Here is a 20,723-nt window from a genome sequence, read left to right as displayed (position 1 = left end):
GTCAGTGCCGCCGGGCGCGCAGCACCAACGTCCGGTACGGCAGCTCGACGGTCTCCCGACCGGCCAGGTCGGGGTGGGTGTCGAGGAGTTCGGTCAGCTCCCGCTCCACCCGTTGCTGATCCTCGCTGGAGGCGGTGAGCCAGTACGAGCGGGTACGGACCATGCCGAGCACCTCGTCCGGGGTGAGGGTCGTGCGGTGTACGAACTCGCGCGCCTCGATCGCGCCGAACGCGGGGCCGAAGTCCGTGTTCTTCTCGATCAGGCCGGCGGATTTGTCGTCGAGGTGGGCGATCCGGCCCAGCTCCGCCACCCAGTCGACACTGTCGTCCCGGATGTTCCAGATGGGGGCGAAGGTGCCGCCGGGGCGGAGCACCCGGGCGATCTCGGCGTGCGCCGGCTCCCGGTCGAACCAGTGGTACGCCGTCCCGACCAGCACCGCGTCCGCCACCGTGTCGGGCAGCGGCACCTCCTCGGCGCTGCCCGCCAGCGCCGTCGTGCCCGGGGTGCTCTCGGCGAGCTGCGCCCGCATCCCCGGATCGGGTTCGACGGGTACGACCTCGTGGCCCAGTGCCTGCACGTCGCGGGTCAGGATGCCGGTGCCCGCGCCGAGATCGACGATCCGGGCGCGGCGCAACCCGTCGAGTGCCCACCGGAGGGCAGTTGCCGGATAGTGCGGGCGAAACCGGTCGTAACTACTCGCCGCGGCACCGAAGGAGAGGGCGTGAGTGTGATCGACCATGACGGGCAGGTTATCCGGTAACAGCCCCCGGACGGCTTGAGTACGCTCGGCCCTGACCCCCTGAATCTTCGTGACGAGGAAGCGTGCCGTGAGCGAGCAGAACGCCGTGCCAGTGGACCCCGCCGACGACCTTCCCGAGCAGATGAAGGTCCGCCGGGAGAAGCGGGACCGGATGCTCGCCGAGGGCGTCCAGCCCTACCCGGTCGGCTTTCCCCGGACGACCACCCTGGCGCAGGTCAGGGAGCGCTACGCCGACCTGCCGACCGACACCGCGACCGGCGACCAGGTCGCGGTCACCGGTCGGGTGATCTTCGTACGCAACACCGGCAAGCTGTGCTTCGCGACCCTGCGCGACGGCGACGGCACCGAGTTGCAGGCGATGCTCTCCCTGGACCGGGTCGGGCCGGAGCGGCTGGAGGCGTGGAAGCGCCTGGTCGACCTCGGCGACCACGTCGGCGTCACCGGTGAGGTGATCACCAGCCGCCGGGGCGAGCTGTCGGTGTTGGCGCAGCAGTGGGAGATGACAGCCAAGGCGCTGCGACCGTTGCCGGTGGCCCACAAGCCGCTTTCCGAGGAGGCCCGCGTCCGGCAGCGTTACGTCGACCTGATCGTCCGGCCGCAGGCACGGGAGATGGTCCGTACCCGAGCCGCCGCCGTACGCAGTCTGCGCGATTCACTCCACGCACAGGGCTTCATCGAGGTGGAAACACCGATGTTGCAACTGCTGCACGGCGGGGCGACGGCCCGGCCGTTCGTGACCCACAGCAATGCGTTGAGCACTGATCTGTATCTGCGAATCGCTCCGGAACTGTTTCTCAAGCGCGCCGTGGTCGGCGGTGTCGACCGAGTCTTCGAGATCAACCGCAACTTCCGTAATGAGGGTGTCGACTCTTCGCACTCGCCCGAGTTCGCGATGCTGGAGACGTACCAGGCGTACGGCGACTACGGCACGATCGCCGAGCTGACCCGTAATCTCGTGCAACAGGCGGCGATCGCGGTCAGCGGTTCGACGGTGGTGACCCACGCCGACGGGCGGGAGTTCGACCTGGGTGGCGAGTGGCGGTCGGTCACGCTGTTCGGCGTGCTTTCCGAGGCGCTCGGCGAGGAGGTCACGGTCCGCACCGAGCGAGCCCGCCTGGTCGAGTACGCGGACAAGGTGGGATTGGCGGTGGACCCGAAGTGGGGGCCGGGCAAGCTGGCCGAGGAACTGTTCGAGGAACTGGTCGTCCCCAGCCTGGAGGCGCCCACCTTCGTGCGGGACTACCCGGAGGAGACCAGCCCGCTCACCCGGGCCCACCGCAGCGAGCCGGGGCTGGCCGAGAAGTGGGACCTCTACGTGCTCGGTTTCGAGCTGGGCACCGGGTACTCCGAGCTGGTCGACCCGGTCGTGCAGCGGGAGCGGCTGGTGGCCCAGGCGCAGCTCGCGGCCCGTGGCGACGACGAGGCGATGCGCCTCGACGAGGACTTTCTCCGGGCGATGGAGTACGGAATGCCGCCGGCCGGCGGTATGGGAATGGGAATCGACCGGCTGTTGATGGCCCTGACCGGCCTCGGAATTCGGGAAACGATCCTCTTCCCGTTGGTCCGCCCGGAGTAGTCTCGCCCGCCACGCGCCGAGCCGTAACGGCATCCTATTGACGCGGCAAGCACTGCGCGGGTTATTGTGCTCTCGTTAGCAGGAGTGCCCTGCTCGAAAGGAATGTGGGACGTGGCCAAGCAGATCATTCACAAGCTGGTCGATGACCTGGACGGCGGGGACGCGGACGAGACCGTCAAGTTCGCCCTCGACGGCGTTCAGTACGAGATCGACCTGTCGAGTGCCAACGCGGCTAAATTGCGCGACGCTTTTGCCTCGTACGTGGGCGCCGGCACCAAGGTCGGCCGGGGCGGCGTGGTGATCGGTGGACGGGCTGCCCGCGGTCGGGGCGGCGCGACGGCCGATCGCGAACAGAACAAGGCGATCCGGGAGTGGGCCAAGAAGGCCGGCAAGGACATCTCGGACCGGGGTCGTATCCCGCAGGAGATCGTCGACGAGTACCACGCGAAGCGCTGATCCAGCACCAGTTGGTGGCCAGTCGCCACCGCAGGCGACACCGACGCCGGGCCGGAGTAGTTCTCCGGGCCGGCGTCGCCGTGTCTGCGGGCCGGCGTCGCCGTGTCTGCGGGCCGGCGTCGCCGTGTCTGCGGGCCGGCGTCGCCGTGTCTGCGGGCCGGCGTCGCCGTGTCTGTGGGCCGGGAAGCATTCCGCGTCCACCGACGTTGTCCACAACCAGTGGAGCAACTATCCACAGCCTGTGGACAACCTTCCCCAGGCTCGGTGCGCGGCGTTGCCGCGACCGGCGGTCCGCCCTCCCGAGGGCTTCCGGAACGCCTCCGAAGCCCGGATCGGGCGTCGGTCGCCCCAGTCGGATTTCGCTCTGCGCGTAGCGACAGGACTACCGGAACACCTCCTGAGCGCGGACGGTTGTCCAAAACGACGTGCAACCGACCCAGACCGGAGACACACGACCTCAGCTGAGTCGGTCAGCGACGATAGAGTAAGGAGGCACGGACGCCCGTCCCGGACGTTCGTGCACCGGCCCCGCCAAGATCTTGACCATCAAGGCGCACGGCACGTGAGGAGCACGAGGGCATGTTCGAGCGGTTCACCGACCGAGCGCGACGGGTTGTCGTCCTGGCCCAAGAAGAGGCCCGGATGCTCAACCACAACTACATCGGTACGGAACACATCCTGCTGGGCCTGATCCACGAAGGTGAAGGCGTCGCGGCAAAGGCCCTGGAGAGCCTCGGCATCTCCCTGGAGGGCGTCCGCCAGCAGGTCGAGGAGATCATCGGCCAGGGTCAGCAGGCGCCGAGCGGGCACATCCCGTTCACGCCGCGGGCCAAGAAGGTGCTGGAGCTGTCGCTGCGCGAGGCGCTGCAGCTCGGCCACAACTACATCGGCACCGAGCACATCCTGCTCGGGCTGATCCGCGAGGGCGAGGGCGTCGCCGCCCAGGTGCTGGTCAAGCTCGGCGCCGACCTCAACCGGGTCCGCCAGCAGGTGATCCAGCTGCTCTCCGGCTACCAGGGCAAGGAGCCTGCCGCGGCGGGCGCCGCGCCGGGTGAGGCCGCGCCGTCGACCAGCCTGGTGCTGGACCAGTTCGGCCGCAACCTGACCCAGGCCGCCCGCGAGGGCAAGCTCGACCCGGTCATCGGGCGCGAGAAGGAAATCGAGCGGGTCATGCAGGTGCTCTCCCGCCGTACCAAGAACAACCCGGTCCTGATCGGTGAACCCGGCGTCGGTAAGACCGCCGTGGTGGAGGGGCTTTCCCAGAAGATCATCAAGGGCGAGGTGCCCGAGACTCTGAAGGACAAGCAGCTCTACACGCTCGACCTGGGTGCGCTGGTCGCCGGTTCCCGTTACCGCGGTGACTTCGAGGAGCGTCTCAAGAAGGTGCTCAAGGAGATCCGCACCCGCGGCGACATCATCCTGTTCATCGACGAGATCCACACCCTGGTGGGTGCGGGTGCCGCCGAGGGCGCGATCGACGCCGCGAGCATCCTCAAGCCGATGCTGGCCCGTGGTGAGCTGCAGACCATCGGCGCCACCACGCTCGACGAATACCGCAAGCACCTGGAAAAGGATGCCGCTCTCGAGCGTCGGTTCCAGCCGATCCAGGTGGGTGAGCCGTCACTGGCGCACACCATCGAGATCCTCAAGGGCCTGCGTGACCGTTACGAGGCGCACCACCGGGTGAGCATCACCGACGCCGCTCTCGTGGCTGCGGCGACGCTGGCCGACCGGTACATCTCCGACCGCTTCCTGCCGGACAAGGCGATCGACCTGATCGACGAGGCTGGCGCCCGGATGCGGATCCGTCGGATGACCGCGCCGCCAGACCTGCGTGACTTCGACGAGCGCATCGCCCAGGTGCGTCGCGACAAGGAGTCGGCGATCGACGCGCAGGACTTCGAGCGTGCCGCCCAGCTGCGCGACAAGGAGAAGCAGCTGCTCGGCCAGAAGGCTCAGCGGGAGAAGGAGTGGAAGGCCGGTGACCTGGACGTCGTCAGCGAGGTTGACGACGAGCAGATCGCCGAGGTGCTCGGCAACTGGACCGGCATCCCGGTCTACAAGCTGACCGAGGAGGAGACCTCGCGCCTGCTGCGCATGGAGGACGAGCTGCACAAGCGCGTCATCGGCCAGGAGGACGCGGTCAAGGCGGTCTCGAAGGCGATCCGGCGTACCCGGGCCGGCCTGAAGGACCCGAAGCGCCCGTCGGGCTCGTTCATCTTCGCCGGCCCGTCCGGTGTCGGTAAGACCGAGCTGTCCAAGGCGCTCGCCGAGTTCCTCTTCGGCAGCGAGGATGCCCTCATCCAGCTGGACATGTCCGAGTTCCACGACCGCTACACGGTTTCCCGGCTCGTGGGTGCCCCTCCCGGCTACGTCGGTTACGACGAGGGCGGGCAGCTGACCGAGAAGGTGCGGCGTCGGCCGTTCTCGGTGGTCCTCTTCGACGAGATCGAGAAGGCCCACCCGGACGTGTTCAACACGCTCCTGCAGATCCTGGAGGACGGTCGGCTCACCGACGGTCAGGGCCGGATCGTGGACTTCAAGAACACGGTCATCATCCTGACCACCAACCTGGGCACCCGCGACGTCGCCAAGGCCGTGTCGCTGGGCTTCCAGCAGTCGGAGGACTCCGAGTCCAACTACGACCGGATGAAGCAGAAGGTCAACGACGAGCTCAAGCAGCACTTCCGGCCTGAGTTCCTCAACCGGATCGACGACACCATCGTCTTCCACCAGCTGCGCCAGAGCGAGATCCTCTCGATCGTGGACATCATGATCCAGCGGATCGAGGGCCAGCTGCGCAACAAGGACATGGGTCTGGAGTTGACCGACAACGCCAAGAAGTACCTGGCGGCGAAGGGCTTCGACCCGGTGCTCGGTGCCCGTCCGCTTCGTCGCACGATCCAGCGCGACATCGAGGACAACCTCTCCGAGCGGATCCTGTTCAACGAGCTGACCCCGGGTCAGATCGTCGTGGTGGACTGCGAGGGCGACCCGAACGACATCGACAAGTCCAAGCTGGTCTTCCACGGCGCGGACAAGCCGGTCGAAGTTCCGGACGCCGTCCCGGCCGACCTGGGTGGCACTGCCGCTGGCACCGCCGCCGCGGGCGCGGACGAGTAGCACAACCAGCACAGCAAGGGGCGGGGCCCCGGTGGCGAAAGCCATCGGGGCCCCGCCTTTTGCGCTACGCCCACAGGCCACACCCGCTCACCGAGCCACCCCGCGTCGGCCGCGCCAGTCGGGTGCGTCCGCGCCCGTGTCCCGTGCCCCGCGTCCGCGCCCGTGTCCTGCGCCTGCGCGCTGCGCCGCGATGCTCGCCCCGTGTGCCGCGATGCTCGCGCCTGCGCCCGGCTGGCACAAGATCCCCACAACATCAGGGAAAGTGCTGCCTCAAAGCATCCGGAGGCAACACTTCCCTGATGTTGTGGCCTGATCGGGGCGGCGGGGCTGATCCGGGTCGGCGGGCTGCTCGTCAACCTGCACTCCTCGTCGATCATGGAGTTGTGGTGGGCAACAAACCGCCCTAATGGCGTCAAACCAGGCACCACGACCCCATGATCGGCGAGACTGAACTACTCCTTCTCCGCGATCTTGCACTTGCTGTCGCGGCATAAGGGGGTGTTCAGGGCATAACGGCGACCGAAAGTGCAAGATCGGCGAGGGTGGGGCGTTCCTGGCGGGACGAACGTGAGGAGGCGCGAGTTTCGCGCGACTCAGCTGACCGTTAACGCAACTATGGTGGGTCAGGTGGTCAGGTCGGCGGTGGGGAGGGATGGGCCGTCGCCGACGAGGCGGAAGGAGTCGGTGCCCGCGGGTTCGACAAGCCCGTCCTGCACCAGGCCGGCCAGGGCTCGGGCGCGCTGCACGTCATCGGTCCAGACCTGGTCCAGCCGTTCGTGCGGCACCGGTCCGGTGGTCTCCCGGAGCACCCCGAGCAGCAGGCCGCGTACCTGTCGGTCGGTGCCCGCGTACCGCTGGGGTCGGCGGGTTGGCCCGGTGGGGGCCTCCTGGCCGGAGGCCCGCCACGCGCAGATCGACTCGACCGGGCAGGCCGTGCAGCGCGGTGACCGGGCGGTGCAGATGACCGCGCCCAGCTCCATGAACGCGGCGCTGGCCAGCGCGGCCGCGGCCGGTAGTGCCGGGAGTAGCTCCTCGGTGGCGACCAGGTCGGCTGGTCGGGTGACCGGTCCGGCGTCCGGCTCGCCGGCCACGGCCCGGCAGACCACCCGACGCACGTTGGTGTCGACCACCGGGTGCCGCTGCCCGTACGCGAAGGCTGCCACCGCCCGTGCCGTGTACGTGCCGACCCCGGGCAGGGCCAGCAGTTGCTCCAGGCGGTCCGGCACCTGGCCGCCGTGCCGGTCGACGATAGCGACCGCGCATTCCCGCAGCCGCAGCGCCCGACGGGGGTAACCGAGGCGTCCCCACATCCGGATCGCCTCGGCGGGGGTGTCCGCGGCCAGCGCCGCCGGCTCCGGCCAGCGGGCCAGCCATGCCTGCCAGGCCGGCACCACGCGGACCACGGGTGTCTGCTGGAGCATGACCTCGCTGACCAGGATGGCCCACGGGCTGGTGCCCGGCGCACGCCACGGGAGGTCGCGGGCGTGCTGCTGGAACCATCGGCTGACCACTGTGGCGAAATCGGGTTGAGTCATGGCGCCGTCGATGATGTCACGTGGTGCGGTCCCGCTGGATGGGCGGCTCGGGCGGGGTGTCCGGACGGCGCCGGGTGGATCGGCGAGAATGCGCGGATGAACGAGCTCGCGATCACCGTCATCGGTCGGGACCGGCCGGGCATCGTGGCCGACGTCGCCGAGGTGCTCGCCCGACTGGGAGCGAACCTCACCGACAGCACGATGACACGGCTGCGGGGGCATTTCGCGATGACCCTGATCTGCACCGGGCCGGCCGGCGCCGAGGTCGAGGCCGCGCTGGCGCCGCTGGCCGCCGAGGGTCAACTGCTGGCGACGGTACGCGCGGTGACTCCCGACGGCGAGGTGCCCGCGGTGGGTGAGCCGTACGTGATGGCGGTGCACGGTTCGGACCGGATGGGCATCGTGGCGGCGATGACGCGGGTGCTTGTCGACGCGGGCGGGAATGTCACAGACCTGAGCACCCGGTTGGCGGGTTCGCTCTACGTGGTGTTGGCCGAGGTCGAGTTGCCGGCCGGCGTGGCCGACGCACTCGTCGACCGGCTGCATCGGACGGCTGCCGAGCTGGGCGTGGAGGTCACGCTCCGTCCGGCGGACCCGGATCTGCTGTGACCGGCGCGGAGAGCGTGCCGGACGCCGAGGCGTACGCCGGTCTGGGCGGCTGGACACCGGAGGCGCTGGCCCTGCCGGGTGTGGTGCGGGCGGTGTTGTCCGCTCCGCACCCGGTGCTGAGTCGGGCCGCCGGAGAGGTCGATCCCACGGCAGACGAGACAGTCCAGCTCGCGGCCGACCTGGTGGCGACGATGCGGGTGTCGCCGGGCTGTGTCGGGCTGGCGGCACCGCAGGTGGGGGTGGGTGCTCGTGTCTTCGCCGTGGACGTGACGGGGCATCCGAAGGCGGTCACGGTGCATGGGACCTTCGTGTTGTGCAATGCGCGCGTGGTCGAGGCGACCCGGTGGAAACCGGGCCGGGAGGGTTGCATGTCGGTGCCGGACCTGACCGGGGACGTGAAGCGAGCCAGCCGGCTGGTGGTGGAGGGTGACCTGCCGGGCACCGGCACGCCGGTCCGGTTGGTGACCGACGGCTTCGAGGCGCGGGCGTTGCAGCACGAGATCGACCACTGCGCGGGGTTGCTCTTTCTGGATCGGGTGGCGGGTGCGCACGCCGTCTATCAGCGCAAGGTCTACCTCTGATCGGGTGCCCGGGGATCGTCCTGTCCGTCCTGAGTGGAGGGTGGAGCGGGTGTCCCGGAAGGGCTCCGGCGCGTCGCGCTCCACTGGCGGGCGCAGCGCGGCTACGGTGGGGGGCATCATGCGTCTGACGGTCGGCCCCCTGCCACCCGCCGTGTACTGGCGGCGTCGCGTCGTCGTACTCGGAGCGGGGCTTCTCTTCCTGATTGTCCTGCTCTACTCCTGCACCGGCTCGGGTCGCTCCGACGACCCGAAGGCGGGGGCGTCGTCCACGGCCACGCCCACCGGGACGGCCGGCCCTGCCGGGCCGCTGCTGACGCCACAGACCGGGGCTCCGCCGCCGTCCGCATCCGCCGATGCCGATGCCGGTGCGACGACCCCGAGCCCCGCGATCACCAGCAACACGCCTCCACCGGGTGCGGCCGCCGGTGGGGAGGACGACGGCACCTGCACCGACGCGGAGATCCGGGTGGTCTCGGTGGCGAGTCCGACGTCGGTCCAGCGTGGGGCGCTCGTCGACCTGCACCTCAAGATCAAAAACACGTCGGACCGGACGTGCAGCCGGAACGTCGGCGCCGAGGCGCAGGAGATCTTCATCAAGTCCGGTGCCGAGAAGATCTGGTCCTCGGACACCTGCGGCAAGGTCCAGGGCTCGGACGTGCAGTCCTTCACACCGAACCTGGAGCGTTCCTACACCGTGGCGTGGAACGGGCGCGACACCAGCCGGTGCGACGGCAGCGGGCTGGCCGCCGGGCCGTTCCCGCCGACCGGCGCGTACGAGGTGTTCGCCCGGGTCGGCACGAAGCTCAGCGCGCCGGTGAAGCTCACCGTCACCGGCTGAGCCGGATCAGACGTACCGTTCCAGGATCGATGCCTCGGCGAGCCGGGACAGCCCTTCACGGACGCCGCGCGCCCGGGCGTCGCCGACCCCTTCGACGGCCTGCAGATCCTCGACTGTCGCGCCGAGCAGCCGTTGGAGGCTGCCGAAGTGCAACACCAGGCGGTCGACCACCGCCACCGGCAGTCGCGGCACCTTGGCCAGCAGTCGGAAGCCGCGCGGGCTGACCGCGGCGTCCAGTGCGTCGGACGCGGCCGGGTAGCCGATGGCCTTGGCCACCGACACCAGGTCGATCAGCTCGGTGGCGCCGAGCAGGTCCAGCTCGACAAGTGCCTCGTCCAGGGTGCGCGACTTGCGGCCGACCGGGAGGTAGTCCCGGATGACAAGCGTCCGGTCGGCGTCCACGCCGGCCATCAGCTCGTCGAGCTGCAGGGCCAGCAGGCGGCCGTCGGTGCCCAGCTCCACCACGTAGCCGGCGATCTCGTCGGCGATCCGGCGAACCATCTCCAGGCGCTGCACCACGGCCACCGCGTCCCGGACGGTGACGAGATCCTCGATCTCCAGTGCGGAGAGCGTGCCGGAGACCTCGTCCAGCCGGAGCTTGTATCGCTCAAGGGTGGCGAGCGCCTGGTTGGCCCGGGAGAGGATCGCCGCCGAGTCGTCCAGCACGTGCCGCTGGCCGTTGACGTAGAGGCTGATGATCCGCATCGACTGGCTGACCGAAATGACCGGGTAGCCGGTCTGCCGGGCCACCCGCTCGGCGGTGCGATGCCGGGTGCCGGACTCTTCGGTCGGGATGGACGGGTCGGGCATCAGGTGCACGGCCGCCCGGACGATCCTGGTGCCGTCGCTGGAGAGCACGACGGCGCCGTCCATCTTGCACAACTCCCGGACCCGCGTCGCGGAGAACTCCACGTCCAGTGGAAAGCCGCCGGTGCACAGGCCCTCGACGACCTTGTCGTAGCCGAGCACGATCAGCGCGCCGGTGCGGCCGCGCAGGATGCGCTCCAAACCGTCGCGCAGGGCGGTGCCCGGGGCCATCAGGGCGAGGTTGGCGCGCAGTGGGTCCCCGGCGCTCCCGGTGGCTCCCGTGGTCACGCTCACGCTGATCGTGCGGGCGGGCGAGCCCACGGCGCCGGTGCGGGCCTGGGGCGGCGCGCCGGCTGGCTTGGTGGTATCGCGGTCGATCGGCACGGGGACAGTCTACGGACTGCCGTGCGGTGGGTGCTGTCGTGGTTACTGTGATGTGTCACGATGCGGCCCTTCCAACCCGTTTCCTGGTTGCGACGTGGTGTCCGGTTTCGCCGTCTAGGTCGGCACGGTGGGTCACTCAGCGGACGCGCGAGCCGCATGGTGCAGTGCAGAACGGACATCCGTGACCTCTGTCACGCGCATCTGCTCGGGGCCGGCGCCCGCGCTGGTCGGGCCGCAGCCGGGCGGCACCAGAGCCACCTTGAACCCGAGCCGGGCCGCCTCGGCCAGTCGGCGAGGCACCGCACCCACCCGACGCACCTCGCCGGTCAGACCCACCTCGCCGATCGCCACCAGGTGCGGCGCGATGGCCAGGTTGAGCCCGCCGGAGGCGACCGCCAACGCGACCGCCAGGTCGGCGGCCGGCTCCACCACCCGGATGCCGCCCACCGTGGCGGCGAAGACCTCCCGATCGTGCAGGGTCAACCGCTCGGTGCGCCGTTGCAGCACCGCGAGCACCATCGCCAGGCGCGCCGAGTCGAGGCCGGAGACGGTGCGCCGGGGAGAGCCGGCCACCGTCGCGCCGATCAGCGCCTGCACCTCGGTGACCAGAGCCCGTCGCCCCTCCATGGCCACCGTCACGCAGGTGCCCGGAACCGGCTCCGCGTAGCGGGTCAGGAACAGCCCGGACGGGTCGGCCAGGCTGCTGATGCCACCCTCGTGCATCTCGAAACAGCCGACCTCGTCGGCTGCGCCGAACCGGTTCTTCACGCCGCGCACCAGGCGCAGCGAGGAGTGCTTGTCACCCTCGAAGTGCAACACCACGTCGACCAGGTGCTCCAGCACCCGCGGCCCGGCCACCTGGCCGTCCTTGGTGACGTGCCCGACCAGCACGGTGGCGATGCCGCGCTCCTTGGCGACCGAGACCAGCGCGGCGGTGACCGCGCGGACCTGGGTCACCCCACCGGGCACCCCCTCGGTGCCGGTGGTGGAGATGGTCTGCACCGAGTCGAGCACCAGCAGGCCCGGCTTGACCGCGTCGAGGTGGCCGAGCACCGACGCCAGGTCGCTCTCTGCCGCCAGGTAGAGCCGGTCGTGCAGGGTGCCCATCCGCTCGGCGCGCAACCGCACCTGACTGACCGACTCCTCGCCACTGACCACCAGCGAGGGACTGCCGGCATTGACCGCCCACTGCTGGGCCACATCCAGCAGCAGGGTCGACTTGCCCACGCCGGGCTCGCCGGCGAGCAGCACAACGGCGCCGGGCACCAGGCCGCCGCCGAGCACCCGGTCGAGCTCGCTCACCCCGGTGGGCACGGCGCGGGCCGGGGCGGCGCTGATGGTGGCGATCGGCCGGGCCGGCTCGGACGGCACCCGGGAGCTGACCACCCGACCGGAGACGGTCGGGCCGGTCACCGTGCTCTCGACCACCGCGCCCCACTCGCCACACTCCGGGCAGCGCCCCACCCACTTGGGCGGCTGGTGCCCACAGGCGTCGCACTGGTAGGCCGGCCGAGGCTCGCGGGCGGTGGACCGACCACGGGCGGCATTTGTCGTGCCGCCACGCGGAGGGGTCGATCGGGAGGTGGTCACATCAGGACGCTAGCCCTCGCGTACGACGAAAACACCCCGGCGTGGTGGTCACCACGCCGGGGCGTCTGTCGATGCGGAGGTCGTGTCACTCGTGGGTCGTGCCGCCCTCGTCGCCCTCGTAGCCGCCCTCGCGCTCGATGATCGGCGAGGGGGGTGCGGCCGGGGTGAGCGGCACCGCGATCGGCGCCTGGCCGGTCAACTTGTTGCCGTTGCCGAAGTCGAAGGTCACCGAGACGTTCTGACCGGAGCGCAACGCCTCGGTCAGACCGATCAGCCGGAGCTGCGAGGTGGCCTCGGAGTTGAGCTGGAGGTAGCTCAGCGGAGCCAGCTCGATGCGGGCCAGCTCCCCGGGGGCCGCGGGGCTGGCCGAGCCCGACGCCCGCGCCGACTCCGGAGCGGACGGCGTGGCCGAGGACGACCCGGTCTCGGACGGGGTGGCCGACGGGCTGGCCGGGCGGGACGTGGACACCGACGGGCTCTGTGAACCGGACGGCGACGCGCTGCCGGACGGCGACTCGCTGGCCGAGGCGGACGCGCTGGCCGACGCGGACGCTGAGCCGCCGCTGATCCGCACCTCGCGAGCGCCCTCGGTGGTGATGGTGACCGTGACCGTCTCCTTGGAGTCGTTGTAGATCACGGCGTCCAGCGGAGCGTCCTGGCCGGCCTTGTAGCCCTCGGTGCCCGGGTAGTGCACCAGCAGGCCCCGGACGGAGAGGGAACCATCGTTGGTCGTGAGGTTGACGCCCTGGACCGACGGCTCCTTCAACGCGGTCTCGGCGATCTGACCGGTGCCGCATCCGGACGCCAGCAGGCCGGTTGCCGCAATCCCGGACAGCAACAGGGCCGCCCGCCGGGATCCCCTGATCGAGCGCGTCACGTCGGTCCTCCTCGTCACAATCCCCACCCGGACCGCATGCCGGGCACGGTGGCCATACCCGCGCAGACCGCGCTCCAGGGTAGTTGGGGCTGATCGAGGCCCGCACGCGGACCCGGCAATGCCACCTGGCCGGGTGCCGCTCACACCACCCGACCGCTCGCCACCAGCAGGACCACGTCGATCAGGGCCACCAGCATCACCGCGCGGAAGGCCGCCACCGGCCGCCGGCCTGCCCGGACCGCCGAGCGTCCGGCGTACCAGCTCAGTGCCGGCACCACGGCGGCCGTGCCGACCGCCGCCAGCCCGATGGCCGACGGCGGCCCGGGTGGTCCGAGGACCAGGGTCGCGGTCGCCGCGAGCAGCAGGCCGGCCGCCGCCGCCCGGCTGCCGGCGGCGCCCAGCCGGTGGGGCAGGCCGCGCACCCCGGTCCGGGCGTCGTCGGCCAGGTCGGGCAGCACGTTGGCGAAGTGCGCCCCGGCTCCCAGACAGGCCGCCGCCGTCACCAACCAGAGCGGTGGGGCCGGCTGGCCGGGCAGCGCCAGCACCACGAAGGCGGGCAGGGCGCCGAACGAGACGGCGTACGGCAGCACCGAGAAGGCGGTGGCCTTGAGCGGCCAGTCGTAGAGCAGCGCGGAGACCAGGGCGACGGTCAGCCAGAACGCCGCCGTCGGGTTCGTGGTCAGCGCCAGCAGCGGGCAGGCGACCGCGGCCGCCCCCGCCGCCCAGGCCGTGGCGCGCCGGCCGACCGCGCCGGCGGCGACCGGTTTGTCGGTACGCCCCACAGTGGCGTCCCGCTCGGCGTCCAGTGCGTCGTTGGTCCACCCGACGGCGAGCTGACTGGCCAGCACGGCGAGCACCACCGAGATGATTCCGGACGCCCGGTGGCCCACTCCCCACGCCAACAGACCGGCGACCGTGGTCACCGCCGCGGCCGGTTCTGGATGGCTCGCTCTGACCAGCCCTAACACCCTCGACGACATAAGGGAAGTCTGGTCGTTACCGAGCAGTCGTGCCACGCTCGGTGCCATGCGAGACGTGGCTGCGGCCGCGGCGCCCGCCGGCCCGAGGGTGTTGCCGCGTAACGACCCGCGCCAGTACGACGACCTGGCCGGTGAGTGGTGGCGGCCGGATGGCGCGTTCGCGATGCTGCACTGGCTTGCCGAGGCCCGCGCGGCGCTGGTGCCACCGGCGACCCGCCCCGACGCGTTGCTCGTGGACCTGGGCTGCGGTGCCGGCCTGCTCGCGCCGCACCTGACCGGCAAGGGTTACCGCCACGTCGGTGTGGATCTGACCCACTCGGCGCTGGTCCAGGCGGCCGAGCACGGGGTGCGCGTCGTCCAGGGTGACGCGACAGCCGTGCCGCTCCCGGCCGGCTGCGCCGACGTGGTCTCCGCTGGCGAGTTGCTGGAGCACGTGCCGGCCTGGCCGCGCGTGGTCGCCGAGGCGTGCCGGCTGCTGCGCCCGGGCGGCCTGCTGGTGCTGGACACGCTGAACGACACGGCGCTGGCCCGGCTCGTCGCGGTCCGGATCGCCGAGCGGATGCCGACGGTGCCGCGCGGCATCCACGATCCACGGTTGTTCGTGGATGCCGGGGCGTTGGTCGCCGAGTGTGCTCGACACGGCGTCGACCTGCGGGTGCGCGGCGTCCGCCCGCAGGCGGGCGGCCTGGTCGCCTGGCTGCTGCGGCGCGCCCGCGCGAGCCGGTCGGGTGCGACGCCGACCGGTCCCGTTCCGCGCATCGTGCCCACCCGGTCCACTGCCGTGCTCTACCAGGGCTGGGGGGTCCGAAACGGATAGTCGGGCCGTGGCGGGGTACGGCACTGGAGTGGAGGAGACGAGATGACGGTGCACGCGCTTGAGGCGGCCCGCCGGTTGGCGCCCCGGTTCGCCGCGCGGGCGGCCCAGCACGACCGGGACGGTTCCTTTCCGGTGGACGACTTCCGTGATCTGCGGGAGGCCGGCCTGTTCGGATTGCTGGTGCCTCGCGCGCTGGGAGGCATGGGAGCGACCTTCGCCGAGTACACCGCAGTGGCCACTGAGCTTGCCCGGGGCAACGGGGCGACCGCCCTGGTGTTCAACATGCACGCCTCGGTGACCGGCGCGCTGGGTGCGGTCACCGAGGAGTTGGCCGAGGCGTTGGGCGTGCCGGACGAGGCGCTGGCCGCCCGGGACCGGCTGCTCACCGCCGCCGCGGGTGGCTCCTGGTACGCGGTCGCGATGAGCGAGCGTGGCGCCGGCGCCCGGCTGTCCCAACTGAGCACGGTCTACGAGGCGACCGACGAGGGCTGGCATCTCAAGGGCAGCAAGACCTTCTGTTCCGGTGCCGGGCACGCCGACGGCTACCTGGTGGCGGCGCGCAGCGCGGCCGACCAGTCGGTGGTCTCGCAGTTCCTGGTGCCGGCCGGCGACGGGCTGACCGTCGAGTCGACCTGGGACGCCCTCGGCATGCGGGCCACCTCCTCACACGATCTGCACCTGGACGTCACGGTGCCCACGGACCGGCTGCTCGGCGGGGTCGAGGGTCTGGCGTTGGTGGTGGCCCAGCTGATGCCGCACTGGCTGGTGGCCAGTTACGCGGCTGTCTACGTGGGGGTCGCCCGGGCGGCGATCGACGCGGCGGTCGAGCATCTCAACGAGCGCCGGCTGGCCGGTCTGCCGGCGGTGCGGGCCCGACTGGGGCGAGCGGACGCCACGACCGCTGCCGCCCAACTGGTGGTCGCCGAGGCGGCCCGTCGGGTGGACGAGGCACCGGGCGACGAGGAGACCAACCGCTGGGTGTGGCGGGCGAAGTTACTCGCTGGCACCACGGCTGCGGAGGTGGCCGCGTCGGTGCTGGAGGCGGCGGGCACCTCGGCTACCCGCCGTGGTCACCCGTTGGAGCGGCTCTACCGGGATGCCCGCTGCGGCTCACTGCACCCCGCCACGTCGGACGTCTGCGCCGACTGGCTCGGCATCGCCGCGTTGGGCGGCGACCCGGATCGTGACGGATCGGCGCCGCGTTGGTGAGCCGACCGCACGAGGCTCGCAGGAAAGAACGGCCAGCCGAGGTGGCTGGTGGGACGGCCAGGGGGAGGACAGCATCTGACGAGAGGTGGGGATCGTGTCCGTACCAGTGATCGCGGGGCTCGGGGCTGCGCAGCCGCCGTCCGCTTCGCAGGACGAGTTGTGGGAGGGCTTCTTCTCCCGGCACTTCACCGGCACCACCCGGTCGTTGGCCGAGCGGATCTTCGCGAACTCCGGGGTGACCCGGCGCCAGGCGGCGGTCAACCCGCTGTTGGAGGACGTCTCGGACTGGCCGACCGAGCGCCGGATGCGCCGCTACCAGGTGGAGGCGCTGCCGTTGGGCAAGGAGGCGGTGGGTCGTGCGCTGACCGCCGCCGGGCTGGGCGCCTGTGACATTGGTCTGTTCATCGTCTGCTCCTGCACCGGCTACGCCACGCCCGGGTTGGACATCCTGCTCGCCCGGGACCTCGGCATGGCTGCGGACACCCAGCGGATGTTCATCGGCCACATGGGCTGTTACGCCGCCCTGCCGGGGCTCGGTGCGGCGAGCGACTTCGTCACCGCGCGGGGGCGGCCGGCACTGCTGCTGTGCGCGGAGTTGACCAGCCTGCACATCCAGCCGTCCAGCGCCCGGGTGGACACCCAGCAGATCGTCTCCCACGCGCTCTTCTCGGACGCCGCGGTCGCCGCCGTGGTCGTCCCCGGTGGCCGGGGGTACGCGTTACGCGAGGTCACCTCGGTCACCGACACCTCGACCGCCGACCACATGACCTGGGACGTCACCGATGCCGGCTTCCGGATGGGATTGTCGCCGAAGGTGCCGCAGGTGCTCTCGAGGCACGTCCGTGGGTTGGTCGACGAGTTGCTGGCCCGGCACGGTGTCACCAGCTCCGACGTGGACGGTTGGGCGGTGCACCCGGGCGGTCCGCGGATCCTCAACGTGGTGGAGCGGGAGTTGGCCCTTCCTCCGGAGGGGTTGGCGGCGTCCCGGGCGACGCTCGACGAGCACGGCAACTGTTCGTCGCCGACCGTGTTGCTGATCCTGGACCGGTTGGGCCGTTCGACGCCGCCGGCTCGGCGGGTCGTCATGCTGGCCTTCGGCCCCGGCCTCACCCTGTACGCTGCCCTGCTCGATCGACAGGACTGAATCTCCGCCACCTGCGGCGTTACGCTGGACGGGTGGATGTGACGGCGGAGGAGCGGCTGCGCTCGGCGGTGCTGTTCGGTGCGACGGTGGCCGTCCTGGTCGCCGGTGGCTGGTGGTGGCGTTCGGCCGCGCCCTCCCCGGTGGCCGAGCCGGCTGGTGCGACGACCGCACCTGCCGTGGGCCCCAGCGTCAGCACGCCGTTGGATCGCGCCCTGGTCCGGGGTGGTGAGCTGACCGCGCGGGTCGATGGAGAGGCGGTCGTCCGGGCGGTGGATGCCCCGCGGGCGGTGGTCGACCCGGCCAACGGCAAGATCATCGACATCGAGGGCGATCCGAGCTGGCTCTTCTTCCGGGGTGAGCTGCCCTCGTTCCGCGAGACGATCTGGCGGGAGCGGACGGTGCTCGTGCCGGGGCAGCGCGTCGTCCGGCAGGCGGGCGGCGGTGACTCCCGCTACCTGCTGCAGTACCGGTGCACCAGGCCGGGCAACCTGTCGGTGACGGTCTTCGGCGGCGAGTTGGCGGGGCCGTCCGAGATCGACTGCGACGGCACCATCACCACCACCGAGGTGCTCCCGCACGGCAGGCCGTTCCGGGTGTCGCTGTCGACGGTCGGGGTGCGCGAGATCGATGTCGAGGCGCAACTCGTCGGCCTGCCCCGTTAACCGGTGGGGCGTGCCGCGTCAGCCGGCGAGGGTGCTCAGGTCGCTGCGGTAGGAGTCGACGGTCCCCAGGTCGGGCAACACCCGGGTCACCACACCGTCGCGGTCGACGAGCAGCGCGGTCAGGGTGCCGGGGCGGGCCGGTTGGCCCAGGAACGACCGCAGCCCGCCGGCGGGGTCGGCCAGTGCCCGGACGCCCCTGCCGTCGGGTGGCGGGGTCGCGACCGTCCGCCCGCCGGCCACGGTGATCACCACGACTCCGGCCGGCGCTGCCGTCACGGCCTCGCCGATCCGCTCGGGACAGGGGCAACCGTCCACCAGGATGATCATGGCGGGCAGCAGGCCGCGGAGCGGCACCGGTTCCTGGGCGGCGTCGACCAGGTCCAGCGCGGGCAGTGCGCGGCCGGCGACGGTCGCGGGAGGCGAGTATGGGGCCGGGGTCGGGCGGTCGGTGCCCCGGCTGGCGCGTGGCCAGGCGACGGCGAGGAGGCCGGCCATCGTGGTGAGCACCGCGACCACCAGCACCAGCAGTGGCAGGGCGAGGTGCCCGGGGCGGTGGCCGGCGGCGCGGCGCAGCTCGCGACGCACCTGGGCGGCCTCGCCGGCGAGCGCCGAGGCGTCGTCGGGGACCACGACGCGGCCCCACTCGGGCGGCAGGCCGGGCAGGCCCTCGGTCGGCCCGTGGCCCTCGGCATCCGGCTTGCCCATCGGACCTCCTGGAGGGTCTCGAGAGCGGAGTGCGGCTCGGCCTCCAGGGTCGCGCACCAGGGGCACCTCCCGCTACACCTGGGCGCATTCCCGCTGGCCGGGATACCATGGGAGGAGCGCATTGCCCTTGATCTCGACGTTCTGTTAATCCGTGCCGGGCAGTCATCCGCACGTTACGGAGCGTGTTTGAACCATCGGTTTGACCGCCTGTCAAGCTGAAGCAAGACCTCTCACAGGGCCCCTGAGCTGCGCCAACGGTCAGGACATCGGTGAGACATCGGTGCCTGAGCGTGTTACCCTAGACACAGCGAAAGGGGTTTCGAACCTATGGTTTTCAGTGTCGGCGAGACCGTTGTTTACCCCCACCACGGGGCCGCACTCATCGAGGCAATCGAGACTCGGGTCATCAAGGGCGAGCCTAAGCAATACCTCGTCCTGAGGGTCGCGCAGGGTGACCTGACGGTCCGGGTGCCGGCCGAGAACGCCGAGATCGTGGGCGTTCGTGAGGTTGTCGGCGAAGAGGGCCTCGGCAAGGTCTTCGACGTTCTGCGGGCTCCGCACACCGAGGAGCCGACCAACTGGTCGCGGCGTTACAAGGCCAACTTGGAAAAGCTGGCCTCCGGCAATCCGCTGAAGGTCGCCGAGGTCGTGCGTGACCTGTGGCGCCGGGAGCGGGAGCGGGGCCTCTCCGCGGGCGAGAAGCGGATGCTTGCCAAGGCCCGCGACATTCTCGTCGGCGAGGTCGCGCTGGCCGAGAAGAGCACCAAGGATGAGGCGGAGACGCTGCTCGACAAGGTCCTGACCGAGGCCTAGTCCGCACAGCATCGTCTTCCCACTACCGAGCGAAGAAACCACCGAGGACCGCGACGTGACCGCGCAGCTCAACCCGCGCGGTGACGTCGCGGTCCTCGTGCCTGCGGCGGGTGCCGGTGTACGCCTCGGCCCCGGCCGACCCAAGGCGCTGCGCCTGCTCGCCGGCGAGCCGCTGTTGGTGCACGCCGTGCGTCGACTGGCCGCCGCACCGTCGGTGCACACGATCGTGGTGGCCGCACCGGTCGCCGAGGTGCAGGCCGTCCGCGAGTTGCTGGCCCCGGTCGCGCCGGTGATCGTCGTCGCGGGCGGTGCGGAACGACAGGCGTCGGTTGCCGCCGCGCTGGCCGCGGTGCCTGCCGGCCCGACGATCGTCCTGGTGCATGACGCCGCCCGCGCGCTCACCCCACCCGAGCTCGTCGAGTCTGTCGCGGCGGCGGTCCGCGACGGACGGGCCGCGGTGATCCCGGTGCTGCCGGTCGTCGACACGATCAAGGAGGTCGGTGCCGACGAGGTGGTGCTCGGCACCGTCGACCGTTCCGCCCTGCGCGCGGTGCAGACCCCGCAGGGTTTCCGCCGGTCCGTGCTCAGTGCCGCGCACGCCGCGGCCGGCGACCCCCTCACCGACGACGCCGGGCTTGTCGAGAAGCAGGGCGTCGCGGTGAGCTGCGTGCCGGGTTCGGAGTACGCCCTGAAAATCACCCGGCCGTTCGACCTGGCGCTGGCCGAGCACCTGCTTGCCGCCTCCGCCTGACGCGTACTCTCTGCTCGTGATCGTTCCCCGGGTGGCCATCGGCACCGACGTGCACGCGTTCGAGCCTGGCCGGCCCTGCTGGGTCGCGGGCCTGTTCTGGCCCGACCAGGACGGCCTCGCCGGGCACTCGGACGCCGATGTGGCCGCGCACGCCGCCTGCAACGCGCTGCTCTCCGCCGCCGGTCTCGGTGATCTCGGCTCCGCCTTCGGGGTGGACCAGCCGGAGTGGGCCGGCGCGTCCGGGGTGGCCCTGCTCACCGAGACGGCCCGCCGGGTGCGGGCCACCGGCCTGGAGATCGGCAACGTGTCGGTGCAGGTCGTCGGCAACCGCCCCAAGATCGGCAAGCGTCGTGCGGAGGCACAGGAGGTGCTGTCCACCGCCGTCGGTGCTCCGGTCACCCTCTCCGCCGCGACCACCGACGGGCTTGGCTTCACCGGCCGCGAGGAAGGGCTCACCGGCATCGCGGTGGCCCTGGTGTACGACGCGCCGGCCGCCTAAGCTCGCC

Annotated in this window: 20 protein-coding genes; 13 read left to right on the top strand and 7 right to left on the bottom strand. The window is 71.3% G+C overall.

Annotated features, from left to right (window positions below):
- Position 1 precedes the first annotated feature (1 nt).
- On the bottom strand, positions 2–739 hold the full coding sequence (locus tag ACGFIQ_RS16900; protein WP_393244458.1) for a class I SAM-dependent methyltransferase: 738 nt from the start codon (positions 737–739) through the stop codon (positions 2–4).
- 88 nt (positions 740–827) lie between these two features.
- Between ACGFIQ_RS16900 and lysS the strand changes: the two genes are divergently transcribed.
- The 3 genes from lysS to ACGFIQ_RS16885 all read left to right on the top strand — a co-directional run bounded on the left by lysS (position 828) and on the right by ACGFIQ_RS16885 (position 5,915).
- On the top strand, positions 828–2,336 hold the full coding sequence (gene lysS / locus ACGFIQ_RS16895; RefSeq protein ID WP_393244456.1) for a lysine--tRNA ligase: 1,509 nt from the start codon (positions 828–830) through the stop codon (positions 2,334–2,336).
- Between the two features lie 111 nt (positions 2,337–2,447).
- Positions 2,448–2,792: an Lsr2 family protein gene (locus tag ACGFIQ_RS16890; RefSeq protein ID WP_110563841.1), complete on the top strand. Its 345-nt coding sequence runs from the start codon at positions 2,448–2,450 to the stop codon at positions 2,790–2,792.
- A gap of 579 nt (positions 2,793–3,371) precedes the next feature.
- Positions 3,372–5,915: an ATP-dependent Clp protease ATP-binding subunit gene (locus tag ACGFIQ_RS16885; RefSeq protein WP_393244453.1), complete on the top strand. Its 2,544-nt coding sequence runs from the start codon at positions 3,372–3,374 to the stop codon at positions 5,913–5,915.
- 623 nt (positions 5,916–6,538) lie between these two features.
- Here the strand turns inward: ACGFIQ_RS16885 and ACGFIQ_RS16880 are convergent.
- Entirely contained in the window at positions 6,539–7,450 is a 912-nt protein-coding gene (locus tag ACGFIQ_RS16880) for an A/G-specific adenine glycosylase (RefSeq protein WP_393244451.1), read from the bottom strand.
- A gap of 96 nt (positions 7,451–7,546) precedes the next feature.
- Between ACGFIQ_RS16880 and ACGFIQ_RS16875 the strand changes: the two genes are divergently transcribed.
- From ACGFIQ_RS16875 to ACGFIQ_RS16865, 3 genes are all read left to right on the top strand, one after another.
- A complete protein-coding gene (locus ACGFIQ_RS16875) occupies positions 7,547–8,059 on the top strand; it encodes a glycine cleavage system protein R (RefSeq protein ID WP_393244449.1) in 513 nt (170 codons plus the stop codon).
- Complete coding sequence (locus tag ACGFIQ_RS16870) at positions 8,056–8,640, top strand: peptide deformylase (protein ID WP_393244447.1); 585 nt, start codon at positions 8,056–8,058, stop codon at positions 8,638–8,640. Before ACGFIQ_RS16875 ends, ACGFIQ_RS16870 begins: the two co-directional genes overlap by 4 nt.
- Positions 8,641–8,758: 118 nt before the next feature.
- Positions 8,759–9,478, top strand: a complete 720-nt coding sequence (locus ACGFIQ_RS16865; protein ID WP_393244445.1) for a hypothetical protein — start codon at positions 8,759–8,761, stop codon at positions 9,476–9,478.
- Positions 9,479–9,484: 6 nt separating this feature from the next.
- On the opposite strand, the gene disA is transcribed toward ACGFIQ_RS16865, so the two are convergent.
- The 4 genes from disA to ACGFIQ_RS16845 form a co-directional block, all read right to left on the bottom strand.
- The gene (gene disA / locus ACGFIQ_RS16860) at positions 9,485–10,669 is read right to left on the bottom strand and encodes a DNA integrity scanning diadenylate cyclase DisA (protein WP_393244443.1); all 1,185 of its coding nucleotides are present in this window, start codon (positions 10,667–10,669) and stop codon (positions 9,485–9,487) included.
- Between the two features lie 132 nt (positions 10,670–10,801).
- On the bottom strand, positions 10,802–12,259 hold the full coding sequence (radA, locus tag ACGFIQ_RS16855; RefSeq protein WP_357067983.1) for a DNA repair protein RadA: 1,458 nt from the start codon (positions 12,257–12,259) through the stop codon (positions 10,802–10,804).
- Between the two features lie 85 nt (positions 12,260–12,344).
- A complete protein-coding gene (locus ACGFIQ_RS16850) occupies positions 12,345–13,136 on the bottom strand; it encodes a hypothetical protein (protein WP_393244441.1) in 792 nt (263 codons plus the stop codon).
- A gap of 140 nt (positions 13,137–13,276) precedes the next feature.
- Positions 13,277–14,116, bottom strand: coding sequence for a UbiA family prenyltransferase (locus tag ACGFIQ_RS16845; protein ID WP_393244439.1), 840 nt, complete (start codon positions 14,114–14,116; stop codon positions 13,277–13,279).
- Positions 14,117–14,162: 46 nt separating this feature from the next.
- Here ACGFIQ_RS16845 and ACGFIQ_RS16840 point away from each other — a divergent pair, with 46 nt between their 5' ends.
- From ACGFIQ_RS16840 to ACGFIQ_RS16825, 4 genes are all read left to right on the top strand, one after another.
- Complete coding sequence (locus tag ACGFIQ_RS16840) at positions 14,163–14,933, top strand: methyltransferase domain-containing protein (RefSeq protein WP_393244437.1); 771 nt, start codon at positions 14,163–14,165, stop codon at positions 14,931–14,933.
- Positions 14,934–14,975: 42 nt separating this feature from the next.
- On the top strand, positions 14,976–16,142 hold the full coding sequence (locus ACGFIQ_RS16835) for an acyl-CoA dehydrogenase family protein (protein WP_393244435.1): 1,167 nt from the start codon (positions 14,976–14,978) through the stop codon (positions 16,140–16,142).
- A gap of 94 nt (positions 16,143–16,236) precedes the next feature.
- On the top strand, positions 16,237–17,286 hold the full coding sequence (locus tag ACGFIQ_RS16830) for a type III polyketide synthase (RefSeq protein ID WP_393244433.1): 1,050 nt from the start codon (positions 16,237–16,239) through the stop codon (positions 17,284–17,286).
- A gap of 32 nt (positions 17,287–17,318) precedes the next feature.
- Positions 17,319–17,948, top strand: coding sequence for a hypothetical protein (locus ACGFIQ_RS16825; RefSeq protein WP_393244431.1), 630 nt, complete (start codon positions 17,319–17,321; stop codon positions 17,946–17,948).
- Positions 17,949–17,966: 18 nt separating this feature from the next.
- Here the strand turns inward: ACGFIQ_RS16825 and ACGFIQ_RS16820 are convergent, their stop codons facing one another.
- A complete protein-coding gene (locus tag ACGFIQ_RS16820) occupies positions 17,967–18,653 on the bottom strand; it encodes a hypothetical protein (RefSeq protein ID WP_393244429.1) in 687 nt (228 codons plus the stop codon).
- Positions 18,654–18,980: 327 nt separating this feature from the next.
- Between ACGFIQ_RS16820 and ACGFIQ_RS16815 the strand changes: the two genes are divergently transcribed.
- From ACGFIQ_RS16815 to ispF, 3 genes are read left to right on the top strand one after another with little or no spacing between them, the layout of a single operon-like run.
- Positions 18,981–19,466, top strand: a complete 486-nt coding sequence (locus ACGFIQ_RS16815; protein ID WP_007073334.1) for a CarD family transcriptional regulator — start codon at positions 18,981–18,983, stop codon at positions 19,464–19,466.
- Positions 19,467–19,521: 55 nt separating this feature from the next.
- Positions 19,522–20,217, top strand: coding sequence for a 2-C-methyl-D-erythritol 4-phosphate cytidylyltransferase (gene ispD / locus ACGFIQ_RS16810; protein WP_393244427.1), 696 nt, complete (start codon positions 19,522–19,524; stop codon positions 20,215–20,217).
- Between the two features lie 16 nt (positions 20,218–20,233).
- Positions 20,234–20,716, top strand: a complete 483-nt coding sequence (ispF, locus tag ACGFIQ_RS16805; RefSeq protein ID WP_393244425.1) for a 2-C-methyl-D-erythritol 2,4-cyclodiphosphate synthase — start codon at positions 20,234–20,236, stop codon at positions 20,714–20,716.
- Positions 20,717–20,723 lie beyond the last annotated feature (7 nt).

It is taken from the genome of Micromonospora sp. NPDC048898, from assembly GCF_043198035.1.
Classification (GTDB): Bacteria; Actinomycetota; Actinomycetes; order Mycobacteriales; family Micromonosporaceae; genus Micromonospora.
Note: the sequence above shows the minus strand (reverse complement) of the source record. Positions and strands in the feature narration are given on the sequence as shown.

Excerpts from the sequence above, each read along its gene's own strand:
- ACGFIQ_RS16900 (WP_393244458.1), bottom strand. The coding sequence starts at position 739 with ATGGTCGATCACACTCACGCCCTCTCCTTCGGTGCCGCGGCGAGTAGT.
- ACGFIQ_RS16885 (WP_393244453.1), top strand. The coding sequence starts at position 3,372 with ATGTTCGAGCGGTTCACCGACCGAGCGCGACGGGTTGTCGTCCTGGCC.
- ACGFIQ_RS16880 (WP_393244451.1), bottom strand. The coding sequence starts at position 7,450 with ATGACTCAACCCGATTTCGCCACAGTGGTCAGCCGATGGTTCCAGCAG.
- ACGFIQ_RS16875 (WP_393244449.1), top strand. The coding sequence starts at position 7,547 with ATGAACGAGCTCGCGATCACCGTCATCGGTCGGGACCGGCCGGGCATC.
- ACGFIQ_RS16865 (WP_393244445.1), top strand. The coding sequence starts at position 8,759 with ATGCGTCTGACGGTCGGCCCCCTGCCACCCGCCGTGTACTGGCGGCGT.
- ACGFIQ_RS16845 (WP_393244439.1), bottom strand. The coding sequence starts at position 14,116 with ATGTCGTCGAGGGTGTTAGGGCTGGTCAGAGCGAGCCATCCAGAACCG.
- ACGFIQ_RS16840 (WP_393244437.1), top strand. The coding sequence starts at position 14,163 with ATGCGAGACGTGGCTGCGGCCGCGGCGCCCGCCGGCCCGAGGGTGTTG.
- ACGFIQ_RS16835 (WP_393244435.1), top strand. The coding sequence starts at position 14,976 with ATGACGGTGCACGCGCTTGAGGCGGCCCGCCGGTTGGCGCCCCGGTTC.
- ACGFIQ_RS16820 (WP_393244429.1), bottom strand. The coding sequence starts at position 18,653 with ATGGGCAAGCCGGATGCCGAGGGCCACGGGCCGACCGAGGGCCTGCCC.
- ACGFIQ_RS16815 (WP_007073334.1), top strand. The coding sequence starts at position 18,981 with ATGGTTTTCAGTGTCGGCGAGACCGTTGTTTACCCCCACCACGGGGCC.